The organism is Gordonia sp. G4, assembly GCF_057770005.1.
The window spans coordinates 1540978-1565956 of the sequence record NZ_CM173442.1; the positions used below are offsets into that span (position 1 = coordinate 1540978).

17 protein-coding genes, 1 pseudogene and 1 other annotated feature are annotated in these 24979 nt (G+C 62.3%); of the genes and pseudogenes, 12 read left to right on the top strand and 6 right to left on the bottom strand.

The window, feature by feature from the left end; translation table 11 throughout:
• Positions 1–70 precede the first annotated feature (70 nt).
• Together fdhA and AC3B5T_RS06830 are read left to right on the top strand one after the other, a co-directional pair.
• Positions 71–1291, top strand: coding sequence for a formaldehyde dehydrogenase, glutathione-independent (fdhA, locus tag AC3B5T_RS06825; protein WP_055477341.1), 1221 nt, complete (start codon positions 71–73; stop codon positions 1289–1291).
• A gap of 48 nt (positions 1292–1339) precedes the next feature.
• Complete coding sequence (locus AC3B5T_RS06830; protein WP_084817374.1) at positions 1340–2179, top strand: fumarylacetoacetate hydrolase family protein; 840 nt, start codon at positions 1340–1342, stop codon at positions 2177–2179.
• Positions 2180–2250: 71 nt separating this feature from the next.
• On the opposite strand, the gene AC3B5T_RS06835 is transcribed toward AC3B5T_RS06830, so the two are convergent.
• Positions 2251–3171, bottom strand: a complete 921-nt coding sequence (locus tag AC3B5T_RS06835; RefSeq protein WP_084817375.1) for a MarR family winged helix-turn-helix transcriptional regulator — start codon at positions 3169–3171, stop codon at positions 2251–2253.
• A gap of 531 nt (positions 3172–3702) precedes the next feature.
• Between AC3B5T_RS06835 and AC3B5T_RS06840 the strand changes: the two genes are divergently transcribed.
• The 7 genes and pseudogenes from AC3B5T_RS06840 (at position 3703) to AC3B5T_RS06870 (ending at position 13198) form a co-directional block, all read left to right on the top strand.
• The gene (locus AC3B5T_RS06840) at positions 3703–4590 is read left to right on the top strand and encodes an oxygenase MpaB family protein (RefSeq protein ID WP_488358459.1); all 888 of its coding nucleotides are present in this window, start codon (positions 3703–3705) and stop codon (positions 4588–4590) included.
• A gap of 24 nt (positions 4591–4614) precedes the next feature.
• Positions 4615–6066, top strand: a complete 1452-nt coding sequence (locus AC3B5T_RS06845; RefSeq protein ID WP_488358460.1) for an aldehyde dehydrogenase — start codon at positions 4615–4617, stop codon at positions 6064–6066.
• Between the two features lie 308 nt (positions 6067–6374).
• Positions 6375–7790, top strand: coding sequence for a benzoate 1,2-dioxygenase large subunit (gene benA, locus AC3B5T_RS06850; protein ID WP_055477321.1), 1416 nt, complete (start codon positions 6375–6377; stop codon positions 7788–7790).
• A 2-nt stretch (positions 7791–7792) separates the two neighbouring features.
• Entirely contained in the window at positions 7793–8308 is a 516-nt protein-coding gene (benB, locus tag AC3B5T_RS06855; protein ID WP_055477320.1) for a benzoate 1,2-dioxygenase small subunit, read from the top strand.
• A gap of 11 nt (positions 8309–8319) precedes the next feature.
• Entirely contained in the window at positions 8320–11049 is a 2730-nt protein-coding gene (gene benC / locus AC3B5T_RS06860) for a benzoate 1,2-dioxygenase electron transfer component BenC (RefSeq protein WP_055477319.1), read from the top strand.
• Positions 11050–11358: 309 nt separating this feature from the next.
• Positions 11359–11949 carry a hypothetical protein gene (locus AC3B5T_RS06865; RefSeq protein WP_488358461.1) on the top strand — a complete coding sequence of 197 codons (591 nt, stop codon included), beginning with the start codon at positions 11359–11361 and terminating at the stop codon, positions 11947–11949.
• Positions 11916–13198, top strand: a pseudogene (locus tag AC3B5T_RS06870) (IS3 family transposase). Before AC3B5T_RS06865 ends, AC3B5T_RS06870 begins: the two are co-directional and overlap by 34 nt.
• Positions 12194–12322 (top strand) — a sequence feature (AL1L pseudoknot). (Overlaps the previous pseudogene by 129 nt.)
• A 145-nt stretch (positions 13199–13343) precedes the next feature.
• Here AC3B5T_RS06870 and AC3B5T_RS06875 read toward each other — a convergent pair.
• Complete coding sequence (locus AC3B5T_RS06875) at positions 13344–14651, bottom strand: SAVED domain-containing protein (RefSeq protein ID WP_055477363.1); 1308 nt, start codon at positions 14649–14651, stop codon at positions 13344–13346.
• Positions 14652–14950: 299 nt separating this feature from the next.
• Here AC3B5T_RS06875 and istA point away from each other — a divergent pair, with 299 nt between their 5' ends.
• Complete coding sequence (gene istA / locus AC3B5T_RS06880; RefSeq protein ID WP_488358462.1) at positions 14951–16462, top strand: IS21 family transposase; 1512 nt, start codon at positions 14951–14953, stop codon at positions 16460–16462.
• Positions 16459–17247 carry an IS21-like element helper ATPase IstB gene (istB, locus tag AC3B5T_RS06885; protein WP_457138401.1) on the top strand — a complete coding sequence of 263 codons (789 nt, stop codon included), beginning with the start codon at positions 16459–16461 and terminating at the stop codon, positions 17245–17247. The genes istA and istB overlap by 4 nt, the downstream gene beginning before the upstream one ends.
• A gap of 25 nt (positions 17248–17272) precedes the next feature.
• On the opposite strand, the gene AC3B5T_RS06890 is transcribed toward istB, so the two are convergent.
• From AC3B5T_RS06890 to AC3B5T_RS06900, 3 genes are all read right to left on the bottom strand, one after another.
• Positions 17273–17713 (bottom strand): Mov34/MPN/PAD-1 family protein, encoded by a 441-nt coding sequence (locus tag AC3B5T_RS06890; RefSeq protein WP_488358463.1) that lies wholly within the window; start codon positions 17711–17713, stop codon positions 17273–17275.
• A 23-nt stretch (positions 17714–17736) separates the two neighbouring features.
• Positions 17737–19035 carry a HesA/MoeB/ThiF family protein gene (locus AC3B5T_RS06895; RefSeq protein WP_055477326.1) on the bottom strand — a complete coding sequence of 433 codons (1299 nt, stop codon included), beginning with the start codon at positions 19033–19035 and terminating at the stop codon, positions 17737–17739.
• A 597-nt stretch (positions 19036–19632) separates the two neighbouring features.
• On the bottom strand, positions 19633–20598 hold the full coding sequence (locus AC3B5T_RS06900) for an SMODS domain-containing nucleotidyltransferase (RefSeq protein WP_055477328.1): 966 nt from the start codon (positions 20596–20598) through the stop codon (positions 19633–19635).
• Positions 20599–22268: 1670 nt separating this feature from the next.
• On the opposite strand from AC3B5T_RS06900, the gene AC3B5T_RS06905 reads away from it, so the two are divergent.
• Complete coding sequence (locus AC3B5T_RS06905) at positions 22269–22880, top strand: LppU/SCO3897 family protein (protein WP_156354408.1); 612 nt, start codon at positions 22269–22271, stop codon at positions 22878–22880.
• 786 nt (positions 22881–23666) lie between these two features.
• Here the strand turns inward: AC3B5T_RS06905 and AC3B5T_RS06910 are convergent.
• Complete coding sequence (locus AC3B5T_RS06910; protein WP_014924910.1) at positions 23667–24752, bottom strand: IS110 family RNA-guided transposase; 1086 nt, start codon at positions 24750–24752, stop codon at positions 23667–23669.
• Between the last annotated feature and the right edge of the window lie 227 nt (positions 24753–24979).

The following is a 24979-nucleotide window of genomic DNA, read 5'->3' on the forward strand; positions in this document are numbered from 1 at the left end:
GCGAGGGCGCCCTCCACGCAAGTTCACTTGTAAGCACCCCCACCTATCCACGCAATTTGAGAGAGCGCACATGTCCGAGAACAGCGGAGTCGTTTACGCAGGTAACGGTAGCGTGCAGGTCGTTGACCTGCCCGACCCATCATTGACCCTCCAGGACGGCCCTGGCGTGAACCCGGCCAGCGTCGGTCGACAGTGCCCACACGGGGTGATCTTGAAGGTGATCTCGTCGAACATCTGCGGTAGCGACCAGCACATGGTCCGCGGCCGGACCACTGCGCCCGTCGGTCTGGTACTGGGCCACGAGATCACTGGCGAGGTGATCGACACCGGGCGTGACGTAGAGTTCATCAAGGTCGGCGATGTGTGCTCTGTACCATTCAACATTGCGTGCGGCCGATGCCGGAACTGCAAAGTCGGCAGGACAGGTATCTGCCTTAACGTCAATCCCGATCGGCCCGGCGCCGCATACGGATACGTCGACATGGGCGGTTGGGTAGGAGGACAGGCGAAGTACGTCATGGTGCCCTACGCCGACTGGAACTTGCTCCCCTTCCCTGACCCGCAACAGGCCATAGAAAAAATTCTCGACCTGACAATGTTGTCCGACATACTGCCTACCGGATTCCACGGCTGTGTGACTGCGGGCGTGGGTGTTGGCGCGTCGGTGTACATTGCAGGCGCAGGCCCGGTTGGCCTTGCTGCGGCAGCAAGTGCGCATCTGCTCGGCGCCGCGGTCGTCATCGTTGGCGATCTCAACACCGAACGACTCGCGCAGGCCCGCAGCTTTGGTTGTGAAACGGTGGACGTCTCTTTGGGGCATCCGCAAGAGCAGATTGAGCAGATCCTTGGTGTGCCGGAGGTCGACTGTGGAGTGGACGCAGTTGGGTTTGAAGCACGAGGGCACGGTCACCGGACTGCGACCGAAGCTCCTGCGACAGTGCTTAATTCGCTTATGAACGTCACCGCTGCTGGTGGGTCCATCGGCATTCCGGGCTTATACGTCACTGGAGATCCCGGCGGCGTCGATGAGGCCGCCCAAAGCGGCTCCCTGTCGTTGAGCCTGGGGACCGGGTGGGCGAAATCGTTATCGTTGGCAACGGGTCAGTGCCCCGTCATGAAGTATCACCGGCCGCTGATGATGGCAATCTTGCACGACCGGATCAAAATTGCCGAGGCGGTCAATGCGCAGATGATCGCACTCGAAGACGCCCCTCGCGGCTATCGCGAGTTCGATTCCGGAAAAGCAACGAAGTTCGTGTTGGACCCGAACGGCTCTGTTGCTGCTGCTTGATCTGCGGTACCGCCCCGCGCGGGGCCGCAAGAGGACACAGGAAAACCGATGAAATACGTCAGCTTTTCAATCGACAACTACCACTCGATCGGTGCACTTGTGGACGACGTAGTGATGGACGTCGGGGTGATAGCCGCCAGCAAGCCTGGCCCCCGATGGAGCCCGCTGCGAAGGCTTCTCGCCGACCGCGGCGGCGACCTGCGGCTCAGCGATGACGACCTGTTGGGTCTGCCCGGCTTCGCTCGCCGCACAGTGACCATCGAGCCCGTCGTGCCCGATCCTTTCAGGATCATTACGGCAAGGGTAAGGGCCCGCGATCGCCACACTGGGAGGATGCTCGGCAATTACATCGACGAGCTCACCGTCTCCCCTCAAGTGCCTGCCACCCAGACCGGCAGCGGCACTACCGTCCGGCTTACCCACGGCGATCGACGCTTCGACGACGGAGGCAGGCTGGCAGTGATCATCGGCCGGACCGCCACCAACGTATCTATTGACGCTGCGTTGAGCTACGTGGCCGGTTATTGTGAGTTCTTTGCCAATCTTGCTTCCGTCGGTCCCGTCCTGGTGACCCCCGACGAGGTCGGTGACCTGCCGGCGGTGCGGCTGCCGACCCACGCCACCGGGACACATCACCAGGACGCTGATCTCCCCGATTTCGTTTGGGGCATTCCACAATTGGTCTCATACACATCGTCGGTCATGACGCTGCATCCCGCAGACATCATCACTGTGAGTTCTTCGTCGGGAACACCGCATATGCGCGGTATCGACAACGTCAGTGTTGAGCTCAGCAAGATTGGCACGTTGGAGTTAGATGTCGACAACCTCGGCAAGGTGGTTTCCCCGATCACGCAGGAGTCTGGCGGGCCCGCATCTTCTGCTTAGGACGCTTCGTTACGTGGCCGGAACCGTTGACGGATGACGCAGAACGACGAGATCTCGACCGCACCCGGTGACTACGGGGCCGCGAGACTGTTGACCGTGTCGCTGGGAATCCGAGACACTCGGACCATGAAGTCGATGAACTCGACTCTTTGGTGCGCGGTCAAGTGCTTCAGTAGATCTGACTGCACTAGCTCCACTGACTGGGTCAGATGACGCATCGCCGTCACAGCCGGCGATGTGAGTTCGACTATCGCCTTACGCTTATCACGCGGGTCACTGGTGCGTCGTAGCCAACCGCGCGTCACCAGACGCGCGACAATGTCGGTCACGTTCGATGAATCCAGTGACGCGCGGTTACCAATCTGCGACTGATCGGAAGGTTGAGCGGCCACGACGGCGAGCACCGCGTACTGCGGGCTGGTCAACTCGCCGCCGAAATGCTTGTTCCAAATCGCGTAGTGCATTTGCTGCGCGCGTCGAATGAGATACCCGGGGGTGGAGTGGATCTCGAGACCCGTGATCTCTTGAAGAGGTGCGCCTTTGCTGACCTCAGCCGGCTCGGGAAAAGCGACCCGCTGCAACAGTGAAACCAAAAGGTCGCGTTCGTCAGGTCTGAGCGGCTCAAGAAGCAAGTCCTGAACGCGCGCTGCCGCCGCCGTCACGTGCTCTAGGCGCGTCCGCGCTTCCGCGGTCAACACCAGCAGACGACGCCGTCCGTCCTCCGGATGACGGATCCGGAGAATCCATCCCTTCTTTTCCAGACGCGCCACAACCCCGCCAACAGTGGACTTATCTAGGGAGGCCAAAGTGCCCGCCAGACTTTGGTCCACGTCCGGCCACCCAGCCACTACGAGCAGGGTGGTGTACTGCGGTCCGGTCAGATCGTCGTCGACCTCTCTACTCCACAACGCGGTGTGGACCTGCTGAGCCCGTCGCAACAAATGGCCTGGAGCATCACGAAAACCCAGGGCGAGTGGGCCTGAGCCTGTCACGATCTACCCCCACCTCGCGGTTGATTACATCCTGCACAACTGTAGACAGATCGACCGCACGCGTAGCACCGGGGCGCGTCGACTCGTGAGCTCGGCAAGTTCATTAGCGTCAATTCGCCGAGCTACAAGCGCCAGGCCCCACGTTGAAGCCACTTCGGTTGACACTAGTACGTACACGTAGTAGAAAGGTGACATAGGGCACAATTGCGAACCATCGCCTTATCTACCAGGAACAAAAACAAGTTATGAAACGTATTGGAATTGTATGCATGCGTCTCATTTTAGCCGCAATGGGGCTGATCGCGCCTCGTCCATCTAGCGCCCATGTCGCAGGCTGTGTGTGTCTGTTGTGGGTCACGAGCGGATCGCAGCACGCGACTCGGTGAACGAAAGCTGTCGTTGGCCCACCAACAAAGGAAATCCCCCATGCACCATCGTACGAAGCCTCGCAAGTGGATCAGTCGCGAATTGGACACCCTTGATCCACATCGTGATTACGAGAGAATATGGGACCTGAGCAGCTCTTATTACGTGTCCGACTTCTTGATGGACTATGTGTACGCCATCACATTCCCTCGCTTTCTGGTGACCACACGCGGTGCACGAGCAGTTTTGCGCGAGGGACACGGCAAGATTCATGAGCGTCCCAACAAACGAATGGACGATACGTCGCGTCACATGCTCACCTGGTGGGCGAACGGCCCGAGCCACCCCAGCACGAGGCGTTCGGTGGAGTCGCTCAACAATCTGCACCACCACTACGCAAAGCAGTATCCGGGCCACTTCTCGTTCAACGAGGACTACATCTACACCCTGTGCTACGAGGGAGCGATGATGCACAGACTCAAAATCAGTCTGGGCATGAAAGGGTTTGACGAGAAGCTGCAGACCGCGACGTGGGAGTTCTGGTCACGCATGGCGAAATTGTTTGTCAACGGTGACGATGGTTCACCACTGTGCGACTTCCCCAACGATTTCGCGGGAATGAACGAGTACATGGACCGTTATGAAGCGGCTCAATGGCCCACGAACCCTTGGGGTGACCAGGTCGCCGACGTGGTCCTGCGCCCATTCGCTGAACGCCACTTCCCTAGAGCGCTGCACCCGGTAGCAAAGGTCATGGTGACGTCGCTATATCCCGACTGGGTTCTTCGCACTCATGGTATTGCGCGCCCGCATCCGCTAGTGCGGTGGATCGTTCGACGAGGATTTCGGCTCGGCCTCACCTTTGCTGAAAAGGTCGCGCCAGATCCGGAGGAGTCGCTCCATGAGATCCATCAGCGCCGCAAGGCCGAGCTCGGCGTTGCACGACCACAAACAAAAAGAGAAGCGGCCCAAGTGAGCCGCTGTCCCATACATCCGACGCCAACCGCTCAACATGCGACGTCCGCCACCCCAGCATCCCACGCTGACCTTTGAGCCTGTCGAAACATAAGGAGAAACATGACTATCGACCACTCATCATTGTTCATTGGGAGCCAGTGGACAACCCCGTCCAGCTCCGAGCGTATTACCGTGCGGTCAGCCACAACAGAGCAGATCATCGGCTCTGTCCCCGAAGCAGCGCCCGCTGATGTCGATGCCGCCGTCGCGACCGCGCGCCGGGCGTTTGACGACCCGCGTGGCTGGTCGAATTGGGATCCGAGCCGGCGAGCCGAAATCCTCGACCGATTCGCCGACGAGTACACGAGCCGCTCCGAGGAGATTTTCACCGCCGTCTCGCAGCAAAACGGGATGCCCATCTCGATTGCTCGCCAGCTCGAAGCCTTCCCACCAGTACTGATGAGGTACTACGCAGACCTCATCAGAAAACAGCCAGCCGAAGAGGTCCGTGATGGCGTCTTCGTCACTACGGCCACAGTGCAGCGCCGTCCCGTCGGGGTGGTAGCGGCAATCGTGCCCTGGAACGTGCCCCAGACGCTGACGGCGACCAAACTCGCGCCAGCCCTGGCTGCGGGATGCACGATAGTCATCAAGCCCTCCCCCGAGACCGTTGTCGACGCGTTCCTCCTCGCAGAGGCTGCGCAAGCCGCCGGCGTCCCTGACGGAGTTCTCAGCATCGTCCCCGGCGGACGTGATCTCGGTGCGTACCTTGTGTCGCACAAAGACGTTGACAAAGTCGCATTCACCGGCAGTACGGGCGGCGGGCGTGCCGTCGCCCAGGCGTGTGCGACGCTACTTCGGCCGGTCTCACTCGAACTCGGCGGAAAGTCAGCCGCAATCGTGCTCGACGACGCCGACCTTGATCTCCAGAAGGTCGGCCAATCCATGTTCGCTGCGACATTGGCAAACAACGGCCAAGTCTGTTTCTTGGGCACGCGAGTCCTGGCACCCCGGACGCGCTACGACGAAGTCGTCGACACGTTCGCGAACATCATCACATCCGCCCCGGTGGGAGACAGTCTAGACGCCGACACCCTAATCGGGCCCATGGCCAGCGCCACCCAACGCGAACGCGTGTCGGGCTACATCGAACGCGGCATCCACGATGGTGCCCGAGTCGTCGTGGGCGGCAGCGGCACACCTGAGGGCATTGATCGTGGATGGTTCGTCAAGCCCACACTATTCGCCGACCTCGACAACAACGCCGTCGTCGCCCGCGAAGAAATCTTCGGGCCAGTCTTAAGCGTGATCGCCTACGACAACGACGACGACGCGATTCGAATTGCCAACGACTCGGACTACGGACTCGGTGGCACCGTGTGGTCCAGCGATCCCAGTCGCGCCATGGCCGTTGCCGGCGCGGTAGAATCCGGCACAGTAGGAATCAACGGTTATATCCCCGACCCGGCCGCACCATTTGGCGGCGTCAAAGCCAGTGGCATTGGTCGGGAATTTGGGCCAGAAGGACTCGCCGCCTATCAACAGCTGAAATCTATTTACCAGTTCGGCTGATTACCACCCTGAGTGAAGGGGCTGCGTCGCACACAAGTTGGCGGCGCAGCCCTCAGGGTCAGGCCCCGTACGGTCAATGGGCGAGGCAAAAGCCTCGGTACACGGGCCAGTGAGGTTGCCGATGGTGTGGCTGGAGAACTGGCGAGAAACAAACTCTCCAGTCGCCGTGGAACTCGTCTGACCCGTCGTAACACCCCACTTCGAAAACGCTCCAACGCGTGCCAAGAATAACAAGGTAGCCAGATGCCTGGTGTGCCCCCGATCGTTTGATGTGATTGTGAACCCAAGCGTGCTTACTGGAGGAATTTATGAGCGCACCGACCACCGACAACCTCGGCCACGTCGAATCTGTTCTGTCCAACGCCGTGATCGATGATCACGATGCCGGGATCTTCCGTGCCAACCGCCGGATCTTCACCGATGAGGACGTCTTCGAACTGGAGATGAAGCACATATTCGAGGGCAACTGGATCTACCTTGCCCACGAGAGTCAGCTGCCCAACCCAGGCGACTACTTCACGACCTACATCGGTCGGCAACCCGTGGTCATCACCCGCGCCAAGGACGGCGAGATCCATTGCCTCATCAATGCCTGCGCACACCGCGGCGCGATGCTGTGCCGGCGCAAGACCGACAACCGAATGACTCTGACCTGCCCGTTCCACGGATGGACGTTTCGTAACGACGGAACCCTGCTCAAGGTGAAGGACCCCGACGGCGCCGGTTACCCCGACACCTTTGACGTGGACGGTTCACACAACCTGACCAAGGTCGCCCGTTTCGACAGCTACCGCGGCTTTCTCTTCGGCAGCCTCAATCCCGATGTGCTGACGCTCGACGAGCACCTCGGCGACACCACCAAGGTCATCGACATGCTCGTCGACCAGTCCCCCGAAGGACTGGAGGTGCTGCGCGGATCGTCCACGTACACCTTCGACGGCAACTGGAAAGTGCAGGCGGAGAACGGCGCCGACGGATATCACGTCAGTGCGGTGCACTGGAACTACGCTGCGACGACTTCTCGGCGCAGCACCGGCGAATCCAAGAACGACACCAAGGCACTCGACGCCGGTAGCTGGGGCAAGTCGGGCGGCGGCTATTGGTCGTACCCGAATGGGCACCTGTGTCTGTGGACCTGGGCCGGCAATCCTCAGGACCGACCGTTGTGGGACTCGATGGACGAACTCAAGAAAGTGCACGGAGACGCCAAGGGCGAGTTCATGGTCAAGGGTTCCAGAAACCTTTGCCTGTACCCGAACGTGTACCTGATGGACCAATTCTCGACGCAGATCCGGCATTTCCGGCCCATTGCACCGGACAAGACCGAGGTCACGATCTACTGCATCGCTCCCAAGGGCGAAAGCGATGCGGCCCGGTCGCATCGGATCCGGCAGTACGAGGACTTTTTCAACGCCTCCGGGATGGCCACCCCCGACGACCTCGAGGAGTTCCGCTCCTGCCAGCTCACCTTCCGCGCCCAGGCCTCGCCCTGGAACGACATGAGTCGCGGCGCCGAGCACTGGAAGAACGGACCGGACCCGGTTGCGGAGTCTCTGGGGATGGAGGGCGTGATCTCGTCCGGTCTGAAGAACGAGGACGAGGGTCTGTACCCGGTGCAACACGGCTACTGGTTGTCGGCCATGCAAACCGCCCTCGACAACGAACGCCTTGCGGAATCGGGCGGTGTCGCGGCCCGCAACCCCGCCGCCACGAAGGAGGCATAATCATGACCACCACCGAAACCTCCACCACACTGATCACTCAGAATGCGATCGAACAGTTCCTGTACCGCGAGGCCCGGTATCTCGACGATCGTGAGTTCGAGAAGTGGCTTGAGTGCTACGCCGACGACGTTGTCTACTGGATGCCCTCCTGGGACGACGCTGACCTGCTGGTGGAGAATCCGCAGCGCGACATCTCCCTGATCTACTACGGCAACAAGGGTGGTCTGGAAGATCGTGTCTTCCGGATCCGAACGGAGCGTTCCTCGGCGACATCGCTTCCCGAGCCGCGCACCAGTCACAACATCAGCAACGTCGAGGTGATCGAACGTCGCGGCGATCTGGTCGACGTCCGATTCAATTGGCACACCATGTATTTCCGTTACAAGACGGTCGATCCCTACTACGGGACGTCTTTCTACACGATCGATTTCTCCGGGGAGCAGCCCCTCATCCGGCGCAAGACGATCGTGCTGAAGAACGACTACATCCACCACGTGGTGGACATCTACCACTTCTGAAGGGCTCTTCGATGACAACCACCCAGGAGGCACCCGCCGACACGGGCGGTCACCAGGTCGCCCTCTCGTTCGAAGACGGCGTCACCCGTTTCATCAACTGCCGCACCGATCAAACGGTCGCCGACGCGGCCTACCGGCAGCGGATCAACATCCCGCTCGACTGCCGCGACGGCGCGTGCGGCACGTGCAAGGCGCTCTGTGAATCCGGTGATTTCGACGGCGGCACGTACCTGTCCGATGCGCTGTCCGACGACGAGGCCGCAGCCGGATACAGCCTGCCCTGCAGTATGAAGCCGCGCTCCGATCTGGTGTTACAGATCGCCGCCACCTCAGCGATCGCGAAAACCGAGGCCGCGACATTCTCGGGAACACTGACGGAACTGGAACGAATCTCGCCCACGACCGTCCGGTTCGGCATCGAGATTGCCAACCGGTCCGATCTGGTGTTCCTGCCGGGGCAGTACGTGAACATCTCAATACCGGGCACCGACGTCAAACGCTCGTACTCGTTCAGCAACGGCCCGCACGAAGAACGTCTGACTTTCCTGGTGAAGCTCAACGCTGGCGGCGCCATGTCGGATTACCTCACCGAGCGGGCGGCAGTCGGTGACGCCCTGACATTCACCGGACCGCACGGCTCGTTCTTCCTCCGCGAGGCCGACCGCCCAGTCCTGATGCTGGCCGGCGGAACCGGCCTGGCCCCCATCCTGTCGATGCTGCGCACGCTGCGCCGGGACGGCAGCAACCGCAAAGTACACCTCATCTACGGCGTCAGTACCGACGACGACCTGGTCGAGACGGCAGAACTCCTCGACCTAGCGGACGCGCTCGACTCCTTCACGTGGGATCACTGCGTCTCCGATCCGGCGTCCACAGCGGACAACAAGGGCTACGTGATGAGCCTGATGACACCAGATCACCTGCACGGCGGCGACGTCGCTATGTATCTCTGTGGCCCGCCGCCGATGGTCGAGGCGGTCCGCGCGCACGTCAAAGACGCTGGCATCGACCCAACGGGGTTCTACTACGAGAAGTTCGCCCTCGCTGTGCCGCTCGGGTCGCCCGACGCCGACTCCGCGACGCCGGCCGGTTCCGAACCAGAAGTAATCGAGCAGCTACTCATCTCGCCCGACGCACGGGCCGTCGCCGGCCAGCAGATACTGCCGGGCGCGACGATCAAGGCCTGGTCCGGCCAATCGATCATTACCGACCACGGAGACGTGGTTCGGCGTATCGCCGGCCAACTGGTTGCACCCCCGATCCAAGATGGTGTTGCCGTCAGCACGATCTCCATAGCCGCAGATACGGACCCGATCTACCACGCCGACGCCGATATCCGCGCTATCGCCGGGCAGCCGGTGTTTCTTGGCGACCAGACACCCCCGCCGGCGGCTTCAATCGCCCCGAATGCCACGTCTACCCCACTGACACCGGCTACCGACCCCGCACCAGTGACTGTCGGTGCAGGGGGATATGAGATCGGTGAAGATCATCCTGCGCTCCACGAATCCGACGCCATCTTCGAAGCACGCAGAGCCCTCGAGCTCGGCGCCCTCGAGGTCACCATGGGCCGACTGAACAGCAGGCAACTAGCCGGATACCGGCTGCTCGCCGAATCGACATTGCCACACGTGCAAGGCGACCACTTCGTGGACGCCGCCGAGTACACCGAGACCAACGCCGCGTTCCACGACTACCTGTTCACCCTGACCGGCAATCAGCACCTCCTGCAGGCGTACACAGCGCTGGGCGTCAAGGGCCGGATGAGTGAAGTCCTACGCAACGCGACATGGTGCCACCCACTGTGCGCTCAAGACCACATGGACATCGTCACGGCGTTCGAAGCCGACAATCGCGACGACGCGCGAGCACTGATCGTCGCCCACGCCGAACGATCCAAACAGACAATGCGGCGGGCTATGGCCGACAACGTGGTGGCTCAGACCCCGCAATACGTGACTCCCGGCAGATTCGCCGGCAAAGTCGTCGTCGTCACCGGCGCAGCACAAGGCATTGGGGAGCGGGTCGCCCGCCGTATCAGCGCCGAAGGCGGCAAAATTGTCGTCGCCGACCGGTCAGAAATCGTCAAAGAACTGGCCGATGAACTATCCATATCGGGTCCAGCTGCATTCGCTGTCACTGCGGATCTCGAACACTGGGAAGGTGCCGATACCCTTGTTCAGCAAGCGCTATCGACCTTCGGTCAAGTCGACGTGCTGATCAACAACGTCGGCGGCGCCATCAACTTCAAACCCTTCACCGAGTTCACCGACACCGAAATCCGAGCCGAGATCGACCGGTCGCTGTTCACCACGCTGTACGCCTGCCGGGCAGTACTTCCACCGATGGTGGCGCGGGGCGACGGCGTGATCGTTAACGTGTCCTCCGCCGCCACACGTGGCATCCACCGAATCCCGTATTCGGCGGCCAAGGGCGGCATCAACGCCATCACCGCTTCCCTGGCCATGGAATACGCTGACGCCGGAATCCGAGTGGTCGCCACAGCCCCGGGCGGGACACAGGCACCTCCGCGCCGCATCTCCCGCGGGACACCCGAACCGAGAGACCGCACCGAGCAAGCCTGGTTCCAGGCGCACATCGACCAGACGATCTCATCGTCGCTGCTGCACCGCTACGGCACCCTCGACGAGCAGGCAGCCCCAATCTGCTTCCTCGCCTCACCGGAGGCGTCATACCTGACCGGGACGGTCCTGCCGGTCGCCGGCGGGGACCTCGGCTGACCCGCTCAGCGCACACCCAACACCTCTCGGCCCCGTCCTCGAACACAGCCACCAACGCCGCCTCGTGGAAGTGTGTGTTGCTCTCGTGCATTCAACCCATGCAGATAGGGTAGACCCGTCATGTCAGGATAACCAGACATCTGTGTTACTCGACGTCAGGGTTACCTGACATAAGGTACATCCTACGTTATGTCAGGTAGTCCTGACGGGGATGTCGACTCATGTCTGGTTATCTTGACGGCATGGGTCTACCCTATCCGCATGGGGTGGATGCACGAGAGCGACACGCACCTCCACGAGGCTGCATTGGTGGCGGTATTTGAGGACGGGACCGAGAGTCACGGGTCGACCATGGTCGACGGCGTCGACTACGAGATCGTAGAGCGGGGCCACCACTCGGGCGATGATCGTCTGCGACCGTCGGCCGAGATCGTCGGTTGGCTGTTGCGATGCGATTGCGCCCCGCGAGACAGTTCCGATGTGTCGACCTGGACTGATTCCGTCCAGTGGACGCGGGTGCCCTCAGCGTCCCTTGAGGACCTCACCAGCCATCGCATGTTCGCCCCCGACACCGACCTCGACGTCAACGTGCGGCATGAGGTCGCGAAGGCCGCACGAGCGGTGTGGCAGCGCGAACATCTCGACCCGATCGACGTCGCCGACGAGATCCAGGCCGCAGCGCAGGCCCGCAGGGACGCCGACGCGCGACTCGACGCTGCGGTGGCCAAGGCCCGCCGGCTGGGTCGCTCGTGGGCCGACATCGGCGCGGCCGCCGGCATGACCCGGCAATCAGCAAACGAGCGGTGGAAAGACCTGAAACGCCCCGGGTTTGTCGGAGGCTCTCGAATCTGTGAAGGATGGAGAGCATGGCAGCACCACGGAAGTACAGCGTTGAGCTGAAGGAGCGGGCGACGCGGATGGCGGTGGAGGCCCGCAAGGACCCAGCCACGCGACCAGGGGCGCTCAAACGGATCGCCGATCAACTCGGTGTGCACCCGGAGGCGCTTCGCACCTGGGTCAAGCAGGCCGAGATCGATGGCGGGGACCGCCCGGGGACCACGACCAGCGAGGCTGAGCGGATCGCGCAGCTGGAACGGGAGAACCGGGAGTTGCGGCGGGCGAACACCATCTTGAAGCAGGCATCAGCTTTCTTTGCGGCGGAGATCGACCGCCCACAGCGTTGATCGTGGAGTTCGTCGCCGCTTTCCGCGACGAACACGGAGTCGATCCGATCTGCGCGGCCCTGCGCGACACGGCCGCCCAGATCGCTCCGTCCACAGTCCGAGCCCATCTGAGCTCTCGACGAGTCGAGGCGCCACGGGTGGTCCGTGACCGCGAGATCCTCGGTGAGATCCGCACCGTGCATGCCGACAATCTCGGCGTCTACGGTGCCCGCAAAGTCCACGCCGAACTACGCAGAAAGGGTATCGGCGTGGCCCGGTGCACCGTCGAGCGGTTGATGAAAGCTGATGGGCTGCAGGGGATAACGAGATCCAAGACGCGGAAGACCACGCACAGCGAGGGGGCCGAAACTCCGCAGCCGGCCGATCGTGTCGAACGGCAGTTCACCGCGGCGGCGCCCAACGCGCTGTGGGTGGCGGACCTGACCTACATCCGCACACACTCGGGGTGGGTGTATGCCGCGTTCATCCTCGACGTCTTCTCAAGGATGGTCGTGGGCTGGCAGGTCTCGACCACCATGCACACCGACCTCGCGCTCGACGCCTTGGATATGGGGTTGTGGGCGCGGTCGCGTGCCGGCCAGGGCGTGGCCGGGCTGATTCACCACTCCGACCGCGGAGTGCAGTATCGAGCCATCCGCTACACCGAACGTCTCGCCGAAGCAGACGCAGTGACTTCTGTTGGCTCCAAGGGTGATTCGTACGACAATGCGATGGCCGAGGCGTTCAACTCGTTGTTCAAGGCCGAGTGTATCCGTAACCCAGTCATGCGCCCTCGCGGTGGCTGGGGCGGTGTCGGCGAGGTCGAGATCGCCGTCGCCGAGTACATCGACTGGTTCAACCACCGCCGCCTGCACGGCGAGATCGGGCACGTCCCACCCGTCGAGTACGAGACCACCTACTGGTCGACCCACACAGTCACCAGCTACCGTGAGAACCCGGTCCCGGCAGTCGCTGGAACCAAGTAAACGAGCCCCCAGCAAACCCGGGGCGATTCAACCGCATGTGAGCAGGTAGGCCGCAAACGCGGGCCCACAACGTATCAACTGCGCTGCCAGCCGACGCACGACATGAGACTCGAAGTCTGGCTGATAAGCCCACTGCGCCAACATGTCAAGACCTATCTGAGGGAAGAAGCACCTCTTCGATCGCCCCAGCGCTTGCGGACGCTCGTACCCGCAGGGTGGGCACGTATCGTGCGCGATAGTCTCCACCGTCGATGGGATCGGAGTCGTCCCATTCATGGACTACCACGCGCAGGGTGTTGGTCAGGCGCCCAATGAGAAGCGCCAGTGGGAACGGGCACCGCAGTAGGAGCTGCACCTCGGCGTTGGAGTTGTCGTTCGACAGGGCACGGAGGTGCGCGGCGACGTCGGCGGCAATTTGGCCTGCATCAGAGGGGTCGAGGAGCGTGCCGCTCGCACTTGTGAGATGGCGCCAGGCCGCGAGAGACGGTTCATTGTCTTCGATGTAGCGGGTGAAGGCGGTGTCGCTGCGATCGGGCAGGAGGTCAACATAGATGGCCACAGAGGGGCGGCTTGCCGTTATTGCAGATAGACGGTTTCCTTGGTCTGCGATTTGCACTCGCGCTTGCGTGAGGAACCGAGCTTCGCCGTCGCTCGCCCAGGTGACGCCCCTTTGGTCTATTACGTCCATCAGTCCGATTCGAGACGAAGGCAACCCTGCCCCGACTGCGAAGGCCACGGAGAGGTGAGCCCCGCCGGCGACACGTAGGCGGTGCGCTCCAGAACGGGTCACGGCATCGGGGAGGAGACCGATTGTGTCCTTGAGGTCTCGGAGCCCGTCGACGCTCGGAAGCCGTTCGTGATTGGAGGGCCTGAGGCGGATGTCCAGTTCGTCACCGGTTCGGTCGTAGACCTGCGGCGTGTTCCTGGTCTGGAGGCTCAGGCGGAACGTCTTGTCGTTTGTGTCGATTCGATTGCGAAGAGACGCAATTCGGTGCCAGACCAAACCGCGAATCATTGCCAGCAGACCATCGCGCTCGGCGGATTTCTGATCTACACCGCTCAAGGTGCCGGGGCGAATCTCTAGGAGCCGGTCGGGAGCGTCGTAATCTGTTCCGCCGCCGTCTGTCCTCACCGAGTTGATGATGCCGAGAACAAACACTTCGTGGTTGCGGTGTAGCGCAAGGAGTTGAGGTGCTTCCAGTATCTTCACGACTCTGCTGTTCACCACATCCGGTGTGGTCACGAGAACGCCGCCAGAGATGCCGGCCGCTATTGCTTGCTTCAGTCGAGCCTCGGTGTCGCCTGGGGGAAGATCGTCTCGATCTCGCCACACAGGTATTCCGGCTGCTCGGAGAAGCCAGGCGATCTCCCCAGCAACACCAGTACCGTCCTTCTGACGGTACGAGATGAAGACAGGGTCTGCTGGGTCAGGGGAGGTGGGATTGGATGTCATGGCTCTTCCTTAAGGTTCTCGGCTTCGAAGGCGGCATGTCTCACCGCATTACTGGCGTCGGGGTTGTTTCGAGCATGCTCCGTAGGAAGAAGCGTCTCGGGTACCACTGCCAAAACGCGGGTCCGATCGACGAGCTGTCCATGGCCATGAGAAAGTCCCCATTGGTGGCCAGGTCGAGGTCCCCGCTGGTGGCCAGATAAAAGTCCCCACCCTGTGTTCGTCGTGTCGACCCGGAACTGAGGGCCCAGGCGATGACGGTGAAGGTGCCAACCGATCACCATCACCGCCTGGGAGTTCCATTGAAGTCTGCGAAGGACCGTATGGACATCATTTCTGCTTACCGAGAACTCGGAAGCTATCGCGCCGCAGCCGAGGTGTGCGGCACCACCCACAAGACCGTCAAGCGTGTGGTCGACCGGTTCGAGGCCGACGATCAACCACCCGACCGCAAGGAACGGGCCCGCAACTACGATGCGGTCGCCGAGTTGGTCGCTGAGCGAGTCGAGCGGTCACACGGCCGGATCACCGCCAAGCGACTGCTGCCGGTAGCACGTGCCGCGGGCTATGAGGGCTCGGCCCGCAACTTCCGTCGTCTCGTCGCCCAGGAGAAAACACAGTGGCGCCGTGATCATCATCGTGGCCGCCGCCCGGCGGTGTGGGCTCCGGGTGACTACCTGGTCATCGATTGGGCCGTAATCGGCGGGCTGCACATGTTCTGCACGGTGTTGGCGTTCTCGCGGTGGCGGTTCGTTCGGTTCGCCACCAACGAAACATCCATCACCACACTCGGATTCATCGCCGAAGCGTTAGAAGAGATCGGTGGAGTGCCCAACAAGGTACTCGCTGATCGGATGGGTTGCCTCAAAGGTGGAGTCGTCGCCAACGTCGTCGTACCCACCCCCACGTATGTGCGGTTTGCCACCCACTACGGGTTTTCCCCGGACTTCTGTCACGGCGCCGATCCGGAATCGAAAGGGATCGTGGAGAACCTCTGCGGGTACGCGCAGTCGGATCTGGCGCAGCCGTTGTGGACCGAAGCCAAGATCGCTGCTGGTCGTGACGACGTGCAGCTGGATGTGCACGCAGCGAACCGGGCCGCGCGGGACTGGTGTGTCGAGGTCAACACCCGCCGTCACAGCGACACACTGTGCGTGCCTGCTGACCAACTCACGATCGAACGAGACACATTGAGCCCGTTGCCGTCTCTGCGGGCCCAGGTCGGTCCACCGCCGGTCACCCGTAAGGTCGATCGCCTCTCCTGTATCCGGTACGCCTCGGCCCGCTACTCGGTACCCAACCGGCTCATCGGCACCACCGTGACCCTCATCCAGGACGGTGAACGGCTCCTGATCGCCGAACCTGCCTCCGGTGAGGTGGTCGCCGATCATCTGTTGGCCGCACCCGGAGAGGTCGTCCTCAACGATGCCCACTACGGGGGGCCACGCACCCCGCCCAGTCGTGCACCACGACCCAAAACCGCAGCAGAGAAGCAGTTCTGCGATCTCGGTGAGGTTGCTGAGCAGTTCCTGGTCGGTGCCGCGGCCATCGGGAACACCCGCCTGGGCGGTGAACTCGACGACATCCTCGGGCTCGTCACCTCCCACGGCCACGAACAGGTGCTCACCGCCCTGACCAGGGCGGTGGCATTCCGACGGTTCAAGGCCGCCGATGTGCGCTCGATCCTCGATGCCGGAGCCGGCACCCCCAACCCGCGACCGGCCGGCACAGCACTGCTCGGGCACCTGCCTACCGCGCCCACCCGCTCGCTGGATGCCTACAAGCTCGGCGCCGGCGACAAGGAGGTGTCATGACCACCACAACATCGACACCCGTTGCACCTCAGACAGTGCCGCCACTACCGGCCGACCTCGACCAAGCGCTACGCCGATTGAAGCTCGCCTCGATCCGCCGCACCGCACCCGAGGTCCTGCTCACCGCGAAAACCCAGCGATGGACACCCGAAGAAGTACTGCGAACCCTGGTCGAAGCCGAGATCGCCGCTCGTGATGCCTCCAACATCCGCAACCGACTAAAAGCTGCCGGGTTCCCGGTCACCAAAACCTTGGAATCGTTCGACGTGGCCGCATCCTCCATCCCGGCCAATACCTTCGAATACCTATCCTCACTGGAATGGGTTCGAGCCCAACACAATCTGGCCTTGATCGGCCCAGCCGGGACGGGTAAGAGTCACACCCTGATCGGGCTGGGGATCGCCGCAGTACACGCCGGACACAAAGTGCGGTACTTCACCGCCGCCGACCTCGTGGAGACCCTGTATCGCGGACTGGCCGACAACACCGTCGGCAGAACCATCGACACCCTGCTACGCCAAGATCTGCTCATCCTCGACGAGATCGGATTCGCACCACTCGACGACACCGGCACCCAACTACTGTTCCGGCTCGTCGCCGGCGCCTACGAACGCCGATCTCTCGCGATCGCCAGCCACTGGCCCTTCGAACAATGGGGACGATTCCTGCCCGAACACACCACCGCCGCCAGCATCCTCGACCGGCTCCTACACCACGCCACCATCGTCATCACCGACGGCGACTCCTACCGCATGACACACCGAACGGAGGTGCCACCCACCTAGAACATCCCGCACAGGGTGGGGACTTTTACCTGGCCACCAGCGGGGACATCAAACTGGCCGTTGACACGAGCCAAGTTGCAACGACCACACGTGCCGATGAATCGAATCCAGCGATGATCGCGACGAACTTGTTGAACCCCAGTTCGGGGTCGTGCAGATGGCGCATGTAGGAGTTGAGATCAACCTCGCTCGGGGAGAGAACTCCGGTCGGGTGGGTGTGCCATTCGCCTATCCACTGGCTGCGGTCCTCCAACCAGACGCAGTCCGCGAGACGCCGGGCATGGTTGAGGTCTCGCATGAAGGCGCGTTCGCCGCGGGTGGCGTTGGGTCCAGGTCCACCGGCGTGTCGGATATCGATCCGATCAGTCGCGTCGTGCCCGAGCAAAATGCCGCCAGTTTCGAGTCCATCGACGGACCGCAACGCCTCGCGCGCGATTGCGCTGAGTGCGTCGTCAGTGATCGTCACCGCAGGCACCTCTATCCGCACTGTCATCCTGGCGTGCAGGTGGGGCACGATGCGCGAGGTCTGGGGATGGACGACCACCGAACGTCGCCGGTTTGGCTGAGGTCGAAAGGGGCTGCGAGGTCACCTGCTGGTCGGAGACCGATGATGGCGTGTTCGCCGGGAACCTGTTGGGTGTGGTCACCGTGCAGCGATTCCAGCAGTGTTGCGACGGCTACTTTCGCGGCGAACGTGCCGACGTATCGGAGATCGGGCGGGACAGCCGTCATGGGCTGATGGGCGCGCCCGGTGCCGTAATCCAACTCCTGATCGGCCTCAGCGTCCAGCGCTCCCTGATCTGCAAGCTGCTGCCGTAAACAGAGGAGACATCCGAATCGGGCTGTGGGTCGCAGCCTGATGACTTCTCCGATCGAGCCATTGTCGAGCACGCACGCCAAGATCGCCGCCTTCCGTGCGCGCCGGGAGAGGTGGCTGACGACACGCCTGGGAGCGATACCGTCTGCGGCACAGAGCACCAGATCGACGCGGTCGATGATGGGCCGGATGTAGTGGGCCTCGGCAACCACGTCGCGTTGGTGGGCGACCACATTCTGCCGCGGCCAGTGCTGGTCAAGGCGGTCTTTCATGGCCGCCACCTTGAATCGACCGACACTTTCGGCGCCGAGAGTGTGGCGGAGCATGTTGTGCCAGAGGAATCGATCCGGGTCGACAAGTTCCACACGCCCGACTCCGTAGCCTGCGAGCGACTCTGCTGCGGCGCTTCCGATGCTGCCGCAACCCACGACCATGACGCTGTTGGTGGCGAGCTGCTCGATCGGCCACTTGCCAGCCAACTGTGCCAGGCCAACAACTTCTGGCTCGATCGCGATCGCGAGCGGTTCCACACCTTCGCGTCGGACAGCCCAGCCCGCAAACTCCGAAGCACCGGCCTCCAGTAGCTCCGGCTGAAGATCGGGGTCGTGAGTAACGACCACGCCAAGGTTGGTACCGGGATCGGCAACGCCCGGCACCAGCTCCCTGAAATCCCTAAACCCCATCGCGCTATCGGGCCGCCTGGACAGAAAGAGATGGTGAAGATGGGCGCCGTTCGGCGCCACCCTGATCCATTGAGCTGCATGATGGGGGTCGCCTGAACGAAGTGCGGCGTACTCGCGTGGGACTTCCGCGGGAAGACGGATGTCTTTGCCGGTTTCCACGGTCTGGACGACGTACATATCGTCCGCGGGAACGCGGCGGAGCACCAGCGAGCCACCCAACAGCTCGGAGTCTGCGATCTTGGTGACGGCGTCTCTGGGCATGACGGCGAAGGGGTTACGAGGAGACATCTGCGTCTCCCGTCTCCGTTGGGTCCGTCGTTGGATCTGTTCGCTGAATCGCTCGGTCAATCAGGTGGTCGTTCGAGGGGTCAGAGACGATCCCACTGACCGACATTTCATTGATGACTCCAGCCTTCATGAGGGCGTATTCGATCCGCCACCCCGATGCCTTGGCCAGGAGCTCGGTGAGACTGGCCTCGGGCTGCCAGCCGCCATCGCTCTGGAGCAGACAGAGCGATCCTCCTGGGGCTACGTGCCATGCTGACTGTGTCTGTTCCCAGATCGACGGCTTGGGATCGACGGAGTAAATAGTCGGCGGAACCATCGGGTGTGCTGCGGAGCAGATGACGAGCACTCGCAGTTCTTTGTCCCCGAGCAGCTCATTAAGAGATTCAGGCTGCGGCCGGTCGAAAGGCCAGCGGGGGAGGACGCCAATCCATCCACCGTGCGGCAAGCCGTCGGCTGAGGGGCTCTGGTACTCGAGCAATGGCGCGAACGCCTGGACCTCATTCCGATCGCGCGCAAGTCGCACAGGTTCGCGCTCAGTCCAGAGAACGGGGTTGAGCGCCATGGCGCCTGCGCCGCGATCTGGATCCGTTGCGCGACTCATCCCTGTGGAGTGTCCTTCACCGGACGGGGTGCAGCGGGCACGACCGCGGGCGCCGGGTTGCTAGTGGAGGCAGGAGGCTTCGGGAAGTCGTCCCCAAAGACCTCACCCCAGTGCTTGATCCCAGCCGGAGTGTCATTGTTCGCCTGCGCCTGGAACGCCTTGATGGCGTTGTCGCGAGCTGACCGCAGAGCGTCGGCGAACGCGTCGTCGTCGATGTCGGGCTGAATCGGTCCACAGAGGTCAGCAGGATCGGTGACGTCGTTCCCGCCCTCGACGTGGTAGCAGGCGCTCACGAAGAACTGTTTGATCGCAGCCGGCTGGTTGACGTCCGTCGGCAGGAAGTCGAGCGCCAGGACCTCCATGACGAGAGACTTGATCTTAGTGTCCTGCTCGGCAGCCCACCACTTGAGCATCCGAACAGTGCCGGCGAACTTGTTCCACTGTGCGTGTCGATCCGCGACCTCGGCGATTAGAAACTCGGGGTCGCATGTGACCCAGTCTTCTGAGAGTGCTTCAGGAATGAGGAGTTGCCCATCGCGGCGAAGTGCTGGCATGGCGTCGACTGTGAACGCGTCGGGATCGTCGGGGTCATCCAGGAAGCACTTGACGGCATGGTTGCGCCACCTGGCCAGTCGGACCACCTGGTCGTATGTGCCGTTCGTTGCCCCGAGCAGCGTGTTGACACGCTCGCGGGTGTAGTCGAGAGCGTCCGCGGCGGAGCTTCCCGGCGTTCCCCACCCAGGATGGTCATCTTGATCGAAGACGATGATTACATCCACGTCATGGATCGGATCCTTGTGTGTTCCTCGCGCAAGCGACCCGGACGGGATAACTTCCTCCACGTCGTCCTCGGCACCGAAGGCGCCTTTGAAGAGGTCGCGGCGAGTTCGCGCCTCGCGGACGTGCGTGATATCAGCGTTCACGACGTCCTGGAAAGTCTTGAAGGCGTCAGTCACGCTCATAGTTCGTTCTCCTGGGTAGGTTCTCTGTTGAATCACAGTAGTTGCTACCACCGACATTGCCGTTGGACGCGAAGATGCAGGACGCGATCCCATCGTCGGCGTCGTCGGCGTCTTCCTTGTGTCCGTTCAGCGTCCCCCGAAATAGAAGTGCACGCAGCAACTGTCAACTCGGTGGACCGCTCTCACGGGCTCTGCCCACGAACCCGGGCTCAGAGCCAGTCGATGTCGTTCTGCCTCGAAGCGCGCGTACCAGGCCAGTGACCCAGGGACGGTTACCGTTCGCGCAGCGACACACAAAAAAATGACCCCCCCACGGCGGAACCGGTGTACGGGTGGCCTGATGTGGGGGGGAGTGCGTCTTCTAGCCGATCAGTTGTGTCCGATGAGTCAGCCAGCGGCCTCCGCATCCGGCCTGCAGACCAAGCACGTATCTAGTCAGCGCCTCGCTACCTACCTCAGAGCGACATTCGATGATGAACAGAAGGCCCTTGATCTGTACGTCTGGGGGCGGAAACTGTCCGCTGCCTACTTCCACGACATCTCTGTACTCGAGGTCGCGCTTCGCAACAGTTTGGATGCGGCCCTCGCCAAGAAGTACGGGGACAATTGGTTCCGACTCAGTTCTTCGTTGTTTGACGCTCGAAGCTATCGACAGATCACAGACGGCTGGGATCGACTTCCCGCAAAGTTTCGCGGGACTCAAGCGACTGACGGCAAAATCCGAGGACGACTCATAGCAAGCTGCATGTTTGGCACGTGGGTGGCCATGCTCGACGTTGGAGGCGCGACCGGCGTCGACGGCCCCTGCAATCGCGCGGAGCACGACGCGGTGTGGACACGCGAAGTGCTCCTCGACGCATTGCCGGGCGCAAACAAGGAGGCTGGGGAGGAGCGTCAAAGACTCGACAGAGCCTGGGTCCACGAACAAATGCGCGAGGTACACATCCTGAGGAACCGTATTGCTCATCACGAGTCGCTAGTCAATGGCTATCCGATCCCTGGCACCAACGATGCCTCGTCGACACCCGTGCGGCGAACTGCGACCGCAGGATACTCCTTCTGTATGCGTCTGGCCCGAATGCTCGACAGAGATCTCGCTCAGTTTCTCCAAACCACTTCACAAGTTCCTGCGGTCCTAAGCCAAGACCCCCGAATCAGTTGGGGTCTCGTCTAACGTCTGACTGTCTCATCAAGTGAATGTCTCTCGGGATAGTTCTGTCGAGTGTCGAGCAGGCATTCGGATCGGGACAACTCGCGAAGCCCGTCGAGGTCCCGCATTTACGTCATGTCAATCCGTCACTGAAATTGGCTGTACCCCTGCATCTTCCAAGTGCCGATAACGTATCTTGTGTCAACCGAAGTGCTGCATATTTCATCGATGAACAGCGTCGCCGGCCGCCGATCCTTCGACATCAGAGAACCTTTCGAGCTGAAGGTCAGCGGTCAGCGCGTCGACCGGATCGCGTCCTCTCTCCCGCTGTGAAGTCTCTGCCGAGAAACGACCTGGGCCGGGTTAGGCTACGCGCGTGACCATGCCGCCACCTGGTCCTGGCTATCCCGGCTACGGGTACCAGGGCCCGCCCGCACAGCCCGGGCAACATCCGCCGAACACAGGTTTTCCAGGGCAGGGAGTCCCGTACGGGGCGCCGCCCGCACCATATCCGGGAGGTGTGTACCCGCATCCCGGTGGTCGGCCACCGAAGAAGAGCCGCAAGGGACTATGGCTACTCGCCGGGTTCCTTGGGTTCGCGACGGTGCTGGCCTTGATGATTGCGGTGAGCGTGGCCCTCGAGGACCCCCGCGACTTCGAGAACAACGTCGCCGACACCACCGAGCTGAGTGTCGGTGAATGTCTCACCATGGGCGAACTCGCCGGGGAACTTGAGGTCGAGACGGTCGACTGCGGTTATCAAGGGTTTCATTACGCAGTCGCGGCTCGGATGCAGACCCAAAACGAGTGTGGCTCTGAGTATGTCGTGTTCTGGTACGAGGAACGCCTGTACGCCGGCGGCCGCCCACGCATCGAGGAAGTACTGTGTCTTGCCTCGGTGTACGAGCAGGGGTTTTGCTACTCCGAGCCGCCAACGGATGCGCCGAACGCGCTCGCCAAGGTGAGCGAGATCGACTGTTCGAGGGTGCCTCCGCAGGTCCCTGGCGGTTACACCTACTTCAAGGTCGAGACCAAAGTGGCCGCACTTCCCCGATGCGCAGAGGGACAGATCGATTACTTCGCCCCGAAGCCAACACCCGCTGGTTATTGCTTGACGTACTTCGAGCCTTAGACCAGCCGCGGATCCACAACTGGCCCGCGCCCTGACGCTCCTCGGACTCGAGTGGACCTCCGCATAGACCGGTATGAAGAATGCTGTCCCCCTTGACAGTCGGGTCGACAAACCGGCGCACCGAGTTCCGGCGGGGTCGGTTGTCTGCTGAGCGGATCGCGCGCCTCGAGTTCGCCGACTGGCTGCGCAGTGTGCGCGAAGCAGTGTTCGATGCCGGACCGGCATATCTGCGCCGCGACGTTGCTATCTACGGCACCGGCAACGCCGGAGAGGGCAAGGTGGATCGACGGTTTCGTAACCCTTCGAGACGCTCGCAAGCTCGCTCCTCAGTACCTGCGGCCTGGCGGCAGCCGTGGATCACGAAAGAGCCGTGCTGCGAGTGCGAGTGGCCGAATCTTCTGGTCTCTGAGGTGCGAGCGAAGCGAGCCACGATGGGTTCCCGACGCGTCTCACCAGGACCCTTCGTGGCTCGTCGCTGATATGTAGTGCTGCTTTGTCAAGTTCCATGGCGAGTTGGCCTCCTTGCTAGGGGGCTGTAGTGGGGGTTGGCCACCCGCCGCGGTGTGTGGTGGTCGTTACTCGCGACGGTGTTGTCGGACTGATATACGCGGGTTGGTTACCGCTCAACGGTGTTCGACAGGAGATGAAAACGCTGACCGACGGGTCTATGTAAGCGTGCGTACCGTGCACCCAGAGGTGCTGGCGCACATAGCGACGCCGTGGATTCGTTCCCTGTTCACCACAGCGCAGTCGCGGCGGGTGGCCAAGATTGTGTGTCAGTGCTGGTTAGTCGTCGAGCACCGCCAGCGACCAGCACCAGCCGGCGAGCTCACGAGCGATCGCGGTGTTGGCCACGCAGGGATGTTTGCTGCGGCGGTCGAATTGTTGCCAACGCTTGTGTAGCCGTCGGTTGCCGGCATGGCCACGGGCGCGGGCCGAGGGTGAGGCGGCCTCCCACCGACGGCGCATGGTCTGTCCGGGCGTGCCGTAGGGCCGCCGGTGTTGCCAGGCCGCCTCGACCAGCAACCGCCGCACGTGGGCGTTCCCGGCCTTGGTGATCGATCCCTGACTGCGGGTACCGCCGGTCGAGTATTCCGAGGGCACCAACCCGGCGTAGGGGCCGATCGTGGCGCCACTGAACCTCGACCAGTCGCCGATCTCGACGGCCAGAGCGAACGCGGTCAGCGTCGACACACCCCGCAGACATGACAATCGGGTGACCACAGCCCGCCACGGATCGGTGGCCGCGGTCTGTTCGATCAGCTCATCGAGGCGGTCTCGGCGTGCGGTCACGCTCAACACCGCGTCCAGGTCGTTGTCGAAGGCGGCTTGCAACAGCGGCAGCTCGAAACGTTGACGCTGCAGCCACTGTTGATGAACACCGGTCCAGGGTTTCCCGCCGGAGTAGACGATCCCCTGGCGCAGAAGCAGTTTGGACAATCGATGCCGCGCCCGCATCAGGTCGCTGCGAGCGTCCTCGCGGGCGCGGACCAGATCACGGGCCGCTTCGGTACCCTCCTCGGGCACACCGACCGCGACTACCTCGCCCAGGCGCAGCAACTTCGCCAGGTGCGCAGCGTCTCGGGCATCGGTCTTGACGCGGTCCCCGGCTGGCCGTTGCAGCTTCGAGGGCGCGGCAACCACACACTCCATCCCGGCCGCAGTGATCGCCCGAGCCAATCCGAAACCCGTCGGACCGGCCTCGTAGGCAACCCGCACAGGCGGAGCCAAGCTGTGAAGCCAGCTCACGATGGTCGCCGCATCGGGAACCAACGTCTCCCGAATCACGTTGCCGCTGTCCTCATCGATGGCGTGAGCGACCACCGAACGTGCGTGAACATCCAATCCGACACTTGTACCCTGAACAATCACCGGAGGCCTCCTGATCTGCAATGTGGTGCTACCGCCGAGTGTGAACTCAGCAGCAGCAACCCACGATGTGTTTGCAGCTTGAGGCCTTCGGCCCCAAGGCCCTCATACCGTCTATCGCTCCTCGCACCTCAGGGAGCAGAGAGGGTCGCGACGCTGGCACCTCAGGGAGCAGAGAGGGTCGCGACGCTGGCACCTCAGGGAGCAATGGGGGCCGCTCCTTTCGGAAC